This is a genomic window from Weizmannia sp. FSL W8-0401 (genome assembly GCF_038009125.1).
GTDB classification, from domain to species: Bacteria; Bacillota; Bacilli; order Bacillales; family Bacillaceae_C; genus Weizmannia; species Weizmannia coagulans.
Genome location: NZ_JBBPAG010000001.1, coordinates 1,651,944 through 1,664,262 on the forward strand (window position 1 = coordinate 1,651,944; position 12,319 = coordinate 1,664,262).

At 49.7% G+C, this 12,319-nt stretch carries 10 protein-coding genes and 1 riboswitch; of the genes, 3 read left to right on the top strand and 7 right to left on the bottom strand.

Going from position 1 to position 12,319, the window contains the following annotated elements; genetic code table 11:
* The first annotated feature begins 46 nt into the window (after positions 1–46).
* Complete coding sequence (locus NSU00_RS07920; protein WP_017550445.1) at positions 47–217, top strand: hypothetical protein; 171 nt, start codon at positions 47–49, stop codon at positions 215–217.
* Here NSU00_RS07920 and glnA read toward each other — a convergent pair.
* The 3 genes from glnA to NSU00_RS07935 all read right to left on the bottom strand — a co-directional run bounded on the left by glnA (position 214) and on the right by NSU00_RS07935 (position 5,702).
* On the bottom strand, positions 214–1,551 hold the full coding sequence (gene glnA, locus NSU00_RS07925; RefSeq protein ID WP_340702647.1) for a type I glutamate--ammonia ligase: 1,338 nt from the start codon (positions 1,549–1,551) through the stop codon (positions 214–216). The two genes, NSU00_RS07920 and glnA, sit on opposite strands and share 4 nt — an antisense overlap.
* Positions 1,552–1,620: 69 nt before the next feature.
* A complete protein-coding gene (locus tag NSU00_RS07930; protein WP_014098211.1) occupies positions 1,621–2,010 on the bottom strand; it encodes a MerR family transcriptional regulator in 390 nt (129 codons plus the stop codon).
* 92 nt (positions 2,011–2,102) lie between these two features.
* Positions 2,103–5,702, bottom strand: a complete 3,600-nt coding sequence (locus tag NSU00_RS07935; protein WP_340703577.1) for a dynamin family protein — start codon at positions 5,700–5,702, stop codon at positions 2,103–2,105.
* Between the two features lie 165 nt (positions 5,703–5,867).
* Here NSU00_RS07935 and NSU00_RS07940 point away from each other — a divergent pair, with 165 nt between their 5' ends.
* Positions 5,868–6,071: a hypothetical protein gene (locus NSU00_RS07940; protein ID WP_029141487.1), complete on the top strand. Its 204-nt coding sequence runs from the start codon at positions 5,868–5,870 to the stop codon at positions 6,069–6,071.
* Between the two features lie 121 nt (positions 6,072–6,192).
* The gene (locus NSU00_RS07945; protein WP_029141304.1) at positions 6,193–7,032 is read left to right on the top strand and encodes an SPFH domain-containing protein; all 840 of its coding nucleotides are present in this window, start codon (positions 6,193–6,195) and stop codon (positions 7,030–7,032) included.
* A 46-nt stretch (positions 7,033–7,078) separates the two neighbouring features.
* Here NSU00_RS07945 and NSU00_RS07950 read toward each other — a convergent pair whose 3' ends face one another.
* From NSU00_RS07950 to NSU00_RS07965, 4 genes are all read right to left on the bottom strand, one after another.
* On the bottom strand, positions 7,079–8,392 hold the full coding sequence (locus tag NSU00_RS07950) for a nucleobase:cation symporter-2 family protein (protein ID WP_328014112.1): 1,314 nt from the start codon (positions 8,390–8,392) through the stop codon (positions 7,079–7,081).
* Positions 8,389–8,976 carry a xanthine phosphoribosyltransferase gene (locus NSU00_RS07955; RefSeq protein ID WP_017553021.1) on the bottom strand — a complete coding sequence of 196 codons (588 nt, stop codon included), beginning with the start codon at positions 8,974–8,976 and terminating at the stop codon, positions 8,389–8,391. Before NSU00_RS07955 ends, NSU00_RS07950 begins: the two co-directional genes overlap by 4 nt.
* A gap of 153 nt (positions 8,977–9,129) precedes the next feature.
* A riboswitch (purine riboswitch) is annotated at positions 9,130–9,231 on the bottom strand.
* Between the two features lie 294 nt (positions 9,232–9,525).
* The gene (locus tag NSU00_RS07960; RefSeq protein WP_340703920.1) at positions 9,526–11,046 is read right to left on the bottom strand and encodes a carboxypeptidase M32; all 1,521 of its coding nucleotides are present in this window, start codon (positions 11,044–11,046) and stop codon (positions 9,526–9,528) included.
* 81 nt (positions 11,047–11,127) lie between these two features.
* Positions 11,128–12,273, bottom strand: coding sequence for a THUMP domain-containing class I SAM-dependent RNA methyltransferase (locus NSU00_RS07965; RefSeq protein WP_340703578.1), 1,146 nt, complete (start codon positions 12,271–12,273; stop codon positions 11,128–11,130).
* Positions 12,274–12,319 lie beyond the last annotated feature (46 nt).

Consider the following 12,319-nt stretch of genomic DNA (forward strand, 5'->3'; position numbering starts at 1 on the left):
AAGAAGCAGTTTCGGCTGCTTCTTTTTTAATAGAGCATATGCGAGTTTGATGGCAAAAATGCCTGTGACACTTGAGGATTTCTGGGCTTCCAATCTATTTTCGAAGGAAAAATCGGGGCAATTAATGGGCATTTTGTTTTTCTGGGCGTTCGACGCAAAAATGCCCGATAAACAAAAACCCCTCAAAGCCTTACGCTTCAAGGGGTTTCTTGCTTAATACATTTCGATATACTGGTCGCGTTCCCATTGGTGGACTTGTGTGCGGAACATATCCCATTCAATTTCCTTAGCTTCAAGGAAGTGTTCGAGAATGTGATCGCCAAGGGCGTCTACCATTACATCATCCGATTTTAAGTTTTCCAGCGCCTGCAGCAGTGTGCCCGGGAGGTCGACAATGCCGGCTTCTTCTCTTTCTTCTTTCGTCATGACATAGATGTTGCGGTCGACCGGTTCCGGCGCCTGCAATTTGTTCGCGATGCCGTCAAGCCCTGCTTTTAACAGGACGGCGAGCGCGAGATACGGATTGGCAGACGGGTCAACGCTGCGCACCTCAACGCGCGTGCTTAAACCGCGGGAAGCCGGAATCCGCATGAGCGGGCTGCGGTTGCGAGCGGACCAGGCAACATAACAAGGCGCTTCATAACCCGGCACAAGCCGTTTATAGGAGTTCACCGTCGGATTCGTGACAGCCGTAAAGTTCGGCGCATGCTTTATGATGCCGGCAATGAACTGGTATGCCGTATCGCTCAGCTGCAGTTCTGCATCGTTCGGGTCATAGAATGCATTTTCTTTTCCTTTAAAAAGCGAAAGATTGGTGTGCATCCCGGAACCGTTCACGCCAAACAACGGTTTCGGCATAAACGTCGCATGCAGGCCATGTTTGCGTGCAATTGTCTTGACCACCAGTTTAAAGGTCTGGATATTGTCGCATGCCCTGACTGCATCCGCATATTTAAAATCAATTTCGTGCTGGCCGGGTGCAACTTCATGGTGGGACGCTTCAATTTCAAAGCCCATTTCCTCGAGTTCCAATACGATGTCGCGCCGGCAGTTTTCGCCAAGGTCCGTCGGCGCCAGGTCAAAATAGCCGCCGTTGTCGTTCAGCTCCAGTGTCGGTTCATTTTTTTCATTCAGCTTGAAGAGGAAGAATTCCGGTTCAGGCCCAAGATTAAAACTCGTGAAGCCAAGTTCTTCCATTTCTTTCAATACCCGTTTCAAATTATTCCGCGGATCACCTTCAAACGGGGTGCCGTCCGGATTATAAATATCGCAAATCAGACGGGCGACTTTCCCTTTCTCAGCGGTCCACGGGAAAATGACCCATGTATCATAGTCCGGATACAGATACATATCCGATTCTTCAATCCGGACAAACCCTTCAATCGAAGAGCCGTCGAACATGATTTTATTGTCGAGCGCTTTTTCAAGCTGGCTGAGCGGGATTTCCACGTTTTTAATCGTCCCCAAAATATCCGTGAACTGCAAGCGGATGAATTTCACATTTTGTTCTTCGGCATTCTTCAAAATATCTTCACGTGTAAACTTAGGCATGAACAGTATTCCTCCCTTTAGGCAATAAAAAGTATATATCTAAGCTATAAAACTAGCTTTTCAACAATGTTAATGGAAAAACCGGGGCGCATCGGACAACCGCTGGCTCGGTCTTTGAAAACGGCCGGCCTGCAGCAGTTCCTGGCGAAGCCGTTTGCGGATTTCTTCATCCGTTACATGATTTTTGACGAGTACCGGCCCGGTTCCGCGGCGGTCGTTCATCAATAAGATTTTTTTGATGCCTGCAATATTGATCCCCTGATCCAGCAAATCTTTAATATCAAGAAGCCGGTCGACATCATTTAAAGAATAAAGGCGGCGATTGCCTTCCGTTCTTGCCGGTGTAATCAGCTCGTGTTCTTCATAATAGCGGATCTGCCGGGCCGATAAATCTGTTAGCTTCATAACGGTTCCGATCGGCAAAAGCGGCATCGAACGGCGGATTTCTTTTCGACCCATGTTATACGCTCCTTTTCTTTATATTTTTACTATATTCCATGTGAGTTTTTTTGTCAACAAAATGTTATATTTTCTCACATCATTTTTTATCCTCAGGAAGGCAAAACGAGTTTTTCGCGGATTTCCATCCATTCTGCCACGTCCACGCTCTTTCTAAGGGCTTCAAGACGGGCATCGAACTGTTCGGCAATATCGAGCAAAGCTTCCGACTGCATTTTCGTAAACTCTTCCTCCAGCCATGAGCGGAACGAACCGGCAAGCTTTTCTCCCTGCACGTCAAGATACTGCTGCGCAAGCGGTTCAAACATCGCCTGCAGTTCTTCCTGCATGCCTGATTTTCCCCCTTTTTCAAAAAAAGTGCGCGCATTTTTAAAATGGCGGAATGCCTTTTCGAACGGTTTCAAATCCGTCTCCGAAAAAGCCGCAGGAAAATCAGGCGTAGCGTGTGCGCCCGCTTCAAACGTACTGACGGACAAATCAGGAAGCAAACGTTTTATCTCCCTGTTCCATTCCGCGCTTTGGGAGGCGAATAAATTCCGGCAATGGGCTTCAAGCCTCACATTTGTCGCCCGCATCTCCTGCGCAAAATCATAACCGACGAGTTCTGCAAGCTCCTGAAGGGCGCCCGGCAAATCTTTCGCTGCCTTTACCGTTGCCGGATTAAAAGCTTCCTTGAAAAAGTCGGCGAAGCGGTAAAAAACACGCTGTTTCACGTAATAGAGCAGCTCCTTCTGCTCCTGCATAACGCTGTCTGTGAAGAACGCCAGCTTTGTATTTTTCAAAATGGCTTCTGCCTCTTCCCGCCGTTTCCGGAGGAGTTCCCGTTTCGCTTTCTTTGTTTCAATTGATTCATTGGCATCGCGGATCACGGCATCCACCATTTCGAGGCCGCGTTCCAGCTCTTTTTGTGCGGACTGAAGCACCATATTCAGCAAATCATGGTCGAGAAATTGGCGGAACCCGGCTTCAAATTCGGCCATTTTCGCTTCCTTCCGCCTGCCTGAAAGCGCAAGCAGGCTTGATACACCATACAGGCGCGGGTTGCGGATGCCAAAATGGAGCAGCTGCCCCCTGACATAGTCCATCACTTCTTTATATTCTTCACCGGACGAGGCAAGATCAATCGCATTGACAATAAAAAACATCTTATCCAGTTCAAATGCTTCTTTTACCCGCCCGAGCTGGATGAGAAATTCCCTGTCTGCGCGCGCGAAGGCATGGTTATAGTATGTGACGAAGAAAACCGCATCCGAGTCTTTAATATATTCAAATGCCACGCCGGTATGACGGGCATTGATCGAGTCGGCTCCGGGCGTATCGACCAGCGTAATGCCAAGCCTTGTGAACGGGCAATCATAAAACAAATCAATGGATTCAACAAAACAAGACTGGGTTTCATCGGCAACAAACCGGCGGAACGCTTCCATTCCGGCATTCAATTTCTGTCCGGCCCGCCCGTTGAAATCAGGGAAGCCTTTCGCAAAGGCACGCAAAAAAGATAAATGGACTTTTTCGTTTGCTTTTCCCGTTTCTTTCGCGTGCAACGTTTCAATTTTTTCAAGTGCTTCCCCGAAAGAACGGCAGCTGAGCCCGAAAACAGCGAGCGACTTGTTTACGTCTTCCAGCATCTGAGCCTCTGTTTTCAGCTGGACGGCTGCCGTTTTATGCGGATGTGCCGCATCAGGCGGGCAGATCCGGCAAATGGCCGCTGTTGTCGGATTCGGTGAAACCGGCAGCACTTTTTCGCCGGCAAGCGCGTTTGCAAAAGACGATTTTCCCGCGCTAAACGCGCCGAACAGCGCAACAGTATAGCGGCGGTTTTTCAGGCGCCTGCTTTTTGTACTGAGCGTTTCGGTATACCGTTTAAAACCGTGCTGATCTTTTAGCAGCGTAATCGCCTGCTCCATTTTGGCAAGCGCGGTTTCAAGTGGCAATGTGCCGGCTTGTTTTTCTGCCGGGGCGGAGGTTTCTGTAGCCTTGCCGGTTTCTTCCGGCTGTTTTGCATCCTTTTCCCCGCGGTACACCCGGTAATGCGCCTTTTCATCCGCCCATTCTTTCTCTATTTCAGCCAGCAGCTGTTCCGGATGTGCGGCAGGTGCTTTCAGTTCAGCCCGTTTTTCGACAAGCTGCCTTTCTATTTTTTCAAGATGCCTGTAAGCCTCTGCCAGTTCTTTTGCCTGCCCGGCCTTTTTCCGGGCCATTTTAAGCTGTTCCTCTGTTTCCAAGGCAGCCTGCTTCAGGACGGGCGCTTTCCAATCGTCCCAAGCCTGGCGGGCGGAACGTTTTATTTCGTCCGAGACATTTTCGCAATAATGGAGGATGTAGTCGCCTGTCAGCCGGGCGCCCTCTTTTACCTGGGCGGCAAGCATTGCTTCGCTGAAATCTGCTTTAAGCATGCCGGCCTGTTGTTCCAGCATTTGCGCGCCAGCGAGATGGAGCGTTTTTAAAGCTTCTTGCGCCAGCGGGCGGAGATGCCAGTCGATTTGTGCCTCAACATTGGCTTTCAGGGCGGCATAGAAATCATAGAGCCGCTGTTTTCTTGCTTCTTCGGTTTTTTTCTTCTTCGCAAAAAAACCGCCGGCCTGGAAATCTTTTTGCATGCTTTCAAGATACGCTTTTGCTTTCTCTCTCGTTTCAAACGGCATTAAATAGGCGCCGTCCAGAAGTGTTTGAAGCTTTTGCCGCGTTTCTTCCTCCCAATTTTCAATGCGGGCAAGAAGCACCCGTTCTTTTTCAAGCCACTCTTGTTCCTCTTCATATGCTTCCGCTTTCCCGGTTCCTGGGTATTTTGCAAGCACTTCCCCATATGCTGCTTTTTGCGGCGCGTACTGTGCTTCAAGCCAGTCGGCATGTTCTTTTTCCAGCACGCTTAAGGATGCTTCAACAGACCGTTCCAGCCGGGCGGATTTTTCGGAAACGGCGCGGTCAATGAGCGCTTTCAGCCGGCCGAATTCATTATCGGGATGATCCGGGTCTTTTAAAGAGGTGTAAAAAATGCCACCCGGCCGGACATGCCAGGATGCAAATGCATTTTCAACCCCCCGCCGGAATGCGGAAAACGGCAGCTCTTCATTCCGGTGCTTGTCAATCTGGTTAATAATTAAATAAAGTTCAAGCCCGTGATCGAGCAGTTCTTTTGTAAAGGTAAAATTCAGTTCCGACTGGACATGGTTGTAATCCATTACATAAAAGACAAGGTCCGCCATATAAATCGCCGATTCCGTGGCAATCCGGTGCGCATCGTCGGTTGAATCGACACCCGGCGTATCCATCACCGTCAATCCCGCCGGCAAATTGGAATCAGGCTTTGTGATTTCAATTTCCTGGACATGCCCCTTTTTACAATAATCTTTGACAACTTCAAAATCATACGGCGCGTGAAAAATCAAAGGGGCTTCCCCTTTTTCATAAACAATGGCGCAGTCTTCCGTCCCCTTTTCAATTTTGACGAGATTGGCGCTCGTCGGAATCGGGCTTGACGGAAGGACACGGCTGCCTAGAAGTGCGTTAATCATGGTGGACTTGCCGGCTGAAAAATGCCCGCAAAACGCGATATGGAAATCTTCGCGGCGGACTTTTTTCAGCAGGTTTTTCGCTTTTTCCACCCTTTGTTCATCCCCGTTTTGCCGGAAATGTTCAATTAAGCTTAAAATCTGTGTTGTGTTTTTGCTTTTTTCCTGTAGTTTGGCCATCACTTTACTCCCCATTGTGTGTTGATAGCTCTATTTTAACGAATTTTTCATCGTATTCATACTATATTAAACTCATTTTTCTCCTTGCCCGGGCGAATACCGCGGGCCGCGGATAATTTTCCGGAAAGAAACCCATCATATGGCTGTATCAGGAGGTGAAAGCAGATGGGATTATTCCGTTCCCTTTCTGCCTGGCAGTCCGCACGACGCGAAAAATACTTGTCCGCGATGCAGGAACAAAACAAATGCCCGGATTGCGCCGTGCGCGGTTTTATCATGCCGGCCGCATACGAATACGCTTATCCGTTTGACTGTTCCGGGTGCAACGGAACGGGCTCCTTTCAGGAATGGCAGTCAAACCGGCAGTAGCCGCTACACTTTGGCGGCTTTTGCTTTGCTAAAATGCACGGGATTTCTCTCCCTCAGCGTGACAGCAATATGCCGGCATGTTATGATGAAGTGAAGAGAAAATAAAAGAGGTGGGGAAGAGATGTCCGAAAAGAAAGCCTGGCACATAAACGGTTTTCTCGGTATTTTAGCGATTGCCGTTTTCGCTGTTCTAGGTTTGTTTTTCCTTTTTGCCGTCAATTTTTTTGCCGGTATTGTCCTGCTTGCCATAAGCGTCCTGCTTGTCTCGGGAATTTGTGTAATCCAGCCGAACCAGGCGTTGGTTGTCACTTTTTTCGGCCGCTATATAGGCGCCATCCGGGAAAGCGGCTTTTACGTAACGGTTCCGCTCAGTGTAAGGCGGCGCGTTTCGTTGCGGGTAAGGAATTTTAACAGCGCCAAATTAAAAGTGAATGACGTGGACGGAAATCCGATTGAAATTGCCGCAGTGATCGTATTCCGTGTGGTCGATGCTGCGAAAGCCGTGTTTAATGTGGAGGACTACGAGGAATTTGTTGAGATCCAAAGCGAAACGGCGCTCCGCCATGTCGCCACAAAATACCCTTATGACAGCGCGGAGGCAGAAGGGATTTCGCTGCGCGGAAACGGGGAGGAAGTTTCCAAGCATTTAAAAGAGGAACTCCAGCCGCGCCTTGATGTTGCCGGCGTGGAAATTATGGAAGCGCGCCTCACGCACCTTGCCTACTCTACAGAAATTGCCAGCGTCATGCTGCAGCGCCAGCAGGCTTCCGCCATTCTTGCCGCCCGGAAAAAAATCGTGGAGGGGGCAGTCGGCATGGCACAGATGGCGATTGCGCAATTGGAAAAAGACGGCTTTGAACTGGATGAAGAGCGGAAGATGGTTATGATCAACAATCTGATGGTTTCGATTGTATCCGACCGGGCCGCACAGCCGGTCATCAATACCGGCAATTTAAATTAATCCGAAAAAAGCTGGACCGGAATCCGGCCCAGCTTTTTTCATCCGGTCAGGATGCCTGTGTCCCGACTTTTTTTACTTTTGCTTTTGCCTCCTGTTTATTCGGAAGGATATGGAAAAAAAGATTGAGCACAATGGCCGTCACACTGCCTGCGACAATGCCGCTTTGCGTAAGAAGCTGGATATTCGACGGCAAACCCTTGAAAATATCCGGCACCACCGTGACGCCAAGGCCGATGCCGATTGAACAGGCAATGATAAACAAGTTTTCGTTATTGGCAAAATCGACTTTGCTCAGCATTTTTATGCCTGACGCAATGACCATCCCGAACATCGCAATCATCGCCCCGCCGAGTACGGAAGACGGAATGATCGTCGTCAGGGCGCCTAATTTCGGAATCAGCCCGAAAAGGAGCAAAAAGGTTCCGGCAAGCGCCATCACGTTTTTCGATTTCACGCCAGACAGCTGGATAAGGCCGACGTTTTGAGAAAAAGCGGTGTACGGGAAAGCATTAAATAATCCGCCAAGCATGACGGCAAGGCCTTCAGCCCGGTAGCCCCTCGCAAGGTCATCTTCATGGAGCGGCTGTTTGGTGATCCCGCTTAAAGCGAAGTAGACGCCGGAAGATTCCACAAGACTGACGAGCGCCACAAGGATCATCGTGATACAAGCGCTCCACTCAAAAGTCGGCGCGCCGAAATAAAACGGCTGCACGATATGCACCCATGAGGCTTCCGCAACCGGGGCAAAGCTGACCTTTCCGAGCAGTGCAGCCGCCACGGTGCCGAGTGCCAGCCCGATTAAAATCGAGATCGAACGGATAAACCCTTTTGCAAACCGCTGCAAGAGGACAATGATGAGCAAAGTGCCGAATGAAAGGGCGGTATTGGCCAGGGAGCCGAAATCTTTGCTCCCGTCTCCGCCCGCCATATCTTTCATGGCAACCGGGATGAGCGTCACGCCGATAATCGTGACAACCGACCCGGTCACAACCGGCGGGAAAAAGCGGGCCAGCTTGCTGAAAAATTTGCTGATCAAAATGACAAACAGCCCTGATACGAGAATGGCGCCGTACACAGCTGAAACGCCGTACTGCTTGCCGATTGCGATCATCGGCCCGACCGCGGTAAATGTGCAGCCGAGCATAATTGGAAGCCCGATGCCGAAAAACCGGTTTTTCCAAATTTGCAGCAGTGTCGCAAGGCCGGACATGAAAATATCAATGGAAACGAGGTACGTCAGCTGCCTGCTGTTCATCCCCAGGGAACTGCCGGTAATAATCGGCACAATGACTGCGCCCGCATACATCGCCAAAACGTGCTGGATCGCCAGTACGGTCATTTTGGTTTTTTCCGGTTTCATTTCGCATACGCCTCCTCTTGAAAGCTGACCGTGCCGTTTTCAAGCGACCGGATCGATGCGAGCGACTCCACGCGGATTCCGCGTCCGCGCAGCCTTTTTCCGCCCGGCTGGAATGCTTTTTCAATCACAATGCCGATACCGCAAAGTTCCGCCCCTGCCTGGTCGATAATATCAATCAGGCCTTCAGCCGCCTGGCCGTTTGCGAGAAAATCATCAATGACAAGCACCCGGTCACCCTGATTTAAAAAAGCGCGCGAAACGGAAATGGTATGGGTTGTTTGTTTTGTAAATGAATGGACGGAAGCTTCATATACGTCCGCGTCCTGCGTGAATGGTTTTCTTTTCCGGGCAAAAATCATCGGAACGTTTAATTCCAGTGCTGCCATTAATGCGGGCGAAATGCCGGAAGATTCGAGCGTCAAAATTTTGGTTACGCCATCCTGCTTAAACAGCCCGGCAAATGTTTCCCCGATCTGTTTCATGAGGACAGGGTCGACCTGGTGATTTAAAAAAGCGTCCACTTTCAGCACCTGGTCTGAAAGCACGATGCCGTCTTTTCTGATTTTTTCTTGTAAAGCTTTCAATGTTTTTCCTCCTCTTTGCCTTCGCTGCATTTGTCTTGATTGAAACATGCGGCCTTTAGAAAAAAAGCCCAAAGGCCGCTGCACCCACAAAAAATGGAGTAAGCAACGCCTTTGAGCTTTTTCATGTGCAAAAAGGAAAAGGAACCATCTGCCACGTTCCCATTGCCCACCCATAGTCAGGCCGTTTACGGCAGCCTGGTAGAAACTTGCGGGCCATATTCCCGCGATTATATGAGTGAATGCGTTCAGTTTTATAATAAAAGTATAATGGTATCTTTCCGTCATGTAAAGACGAAATTTCCGAACGGCGGATTTTCCATCTTTCTTTTTGTTCGCGTTTGGCAAAATGCAGGCAACGTCCGGCGGGAATTTTACAGGCAAGCCAGCAGGCAACACGGATAGAATAACCGGAATATCCGCCGTTTTTTTCATCGTTCAATCAATTGCCTGTTAGGGTACGAACACCGGATAAGCGGCATACGCAAGTTTCCGGTATTCTTTCTGAAACCGGCGGCTTGCGCACTTTATTTGTTAGCCGGAAGTTTTATCTTAATCTTTGATCCGGTAAACATCGGTATATTTTTCGGTTAAGTAATCAATCAAGTATTTCGGGTTGAGCGCTTCGCCGGTGGCATCGCGCAAAATATCGGCAGGTTTTTTCAATTTGCCGAACCGGTGGACATGCGCCGAGAGCCATTTCCGGATTGGCTCCAGATTGCCCGATTCCACAAGCTTGTCAAAATCCGGCAGCGATTTTAACATCGCATGTTTGAACTGGGCGGCGTACATCAGGCCGAGCGCATAAGACGGAAAATAGCCGAAATCCCCGCCGGCCCAATGCACATCCTGGAGTACGCCTTCCCCGTCATGTTCCGGCCGGATGCCAAGATAGTCCTCATATTTCGCATTCCAGATTTCCGGGAGTTCCCCGACTTCGATTTCATCATTCAAGAGCGCTTTTTCAATTTCATACCGCACCATAATATGAAGCGGATACGTCAGCATATCGGCTTCAATTCGGATCAGGGACGGTTTCGCCTCGTTCACTGCACGATAAAATGTTTCAAGCGGCACATCATCAAACTGCCCGGATGCAAATTGTTTCAAAAGCGGATAATTTTTCTTCCAGAACGGAAAAGAACGGCCGATGATGTTTTCAAAAAACAGGGACTGTGATTCGTGTATCCCCATTGACGCGCCTTCTGCAAGCGGCGTACCCGACAGGTCTTTTGAAATATGCTGCTCATACAAAGCGTGCCCGCCTTCATGCATGACGCCGAACACATCGACGCGCCAGTCGTTTTCATTATAACGTGTCGTTATCCGCACATCCCCCTGGTTGATGCCGGTTGCAAACGGATGCACCGTTTCATCCAGCCGCCCCGCCTCAAAGTCAAAGCCCATCTGCTTGAGTATTTCAAGCGTAAACGCTTTTTGTTTTTCTTTCGGGAACGGGTGAAAAAGGAATGCCGTATCCGGTTTTTCTTCCGACATACTGATTTTCTGGACAAGCGGCACAATCGCATCCTTCACTTGTTTGAACACACGGTCGAGCACATCAACTGTCATGCCCGGTTCATACAGATCGAGCAGGGAATTATACGGATGGCCTTCGTACCCCCAGTAGCGGACAAATTTCTTTTTAAATTCCACGATTTGTTCGAGATATGGCTGGAACAAGGAAAAGTCTGCCTTTTCCTTTGCTTCTTCCCAAACATTCTCCGCTTTCGAGACGAGCACCGTATAAGCCTGGTATTCGTTAGGCGGGATTTTTTTGCTGCGTTCGTATGTTTTCCGGCATTCTTCCAATGTACCAGCTGTCCGTTCCGACAATTGCTGCTGATGCGGCAAAAGCTTCTCCAAAAATTCAGCCATTTCTTTTGAAGTTTGCATGTCAAAGACTTCGCCCGATAAAATGCCGATCACTTCCGCACGCTGCCCGACGCCTTTTTTCGGCGCGCCGGTCCGCAAATCCCAGTATATAAGGGCAAGTGCTTCTTCATAAGCTTTGATTTTTTTGACATACGCCAAAAAGTCCTGCTCCAGTTTTTCAATCGGCTCTGTTCCCATCATCATACCTCCCGTCAAATCACTTGCACGTCCATCTTACCATGTTTCACGCAGCGCACAAACGATAACCATTCCGTTTGCTTACGTTTCCGTTTTCCGCGGCGGGCGCGGCCCCCAAAACTGATACAGATCGGTTTTGATCGGCCCGTTGTAAAGCTTTCTTTTTTTCGTCGCTTTTTTGCCGTATGCGCGTTCAAACTGTTCGTCTGCAGTCAAAATATAAACCGACCACGTGTCAAGCCTGGCAAATGCACGGCCCATCTCCCGGTACATGTTTTCCACTTCCGCCCGTTCGCCGATTCTCTCGCCGTACGGCGGATTGCCCACAATCGTGCCGTATGCTTCCTGCGCCGTAAAATCGGCCACCTGCATCTGTTTAAACGTGACGATGCCGCCAAGCCCAGCCTCATTGGCGTTTTGCCGGGCGATTTCAACCATCCCGGGGTCGATATCCGAACCGGCGATGTCAAGCGGCTGGTCGTACCGGGCGAGATCTTCTGCTTCTTCGCGCGCTTTTTCAAAGACGGCTTCACTCATCCACGGCCATGTTTCGCATAGAAAATCGCGGTTAAAACCCGGTGCAATATTTTGCCCGATGAGCGCAGCTTCGATCGGAATTGTGCCGGAACCGGAAAACGGATCGCGAAACGGCCGGTCCGGATGCCAGTTTGTCAGCCGGATAAGCGCAGCGGCAAGCGTTTCTTTGATCGGCGCCGGCCCTTGCGCCGCGCGGTAGCCGCGTTTATGCAGCCCGGCCCCGCTTGTATCGATCGTAATGGTGGCCACGTCTTTCAATAACGCCACTTCTATTTTAAAAAGCGGGCCGTTTTCCTCAAACCAGCTCGTTCCTTTATAACGGGACTTCAGCCGTTCAACGATTGCTTTTTTGACAATTCCCTGGCAGTCCGGGACGCTGAACAGCTTTGACTTGACCGATTTTCCGGTGACGGGAAACTCGGCATCGCTCGGCAGATAATCCTCCCAGGGAACCGCTTTTGTCCCTTCAAACAGTTCGTCGAAAGTTTCCGCCTTAAATTCGGCAGCTTTGATTTTCACGCGGTCCGCGCATCTCAGCCAGAGATTGGCACGGGCAATCGCCGATTCATCCCCGACAAATTCAATTTTCCCGTTTTCCACCGTACAGTCGTAGCCGAGTGCACGCACTTCTTTTGCAACAAGCGCCTCAATCCCCATTGCGCTTGTCGCGATCAATTGAAAGCCAGACATTTTCCCACCATCTCTCATCTTATAATTCTTATTGTGCGGCATTCAG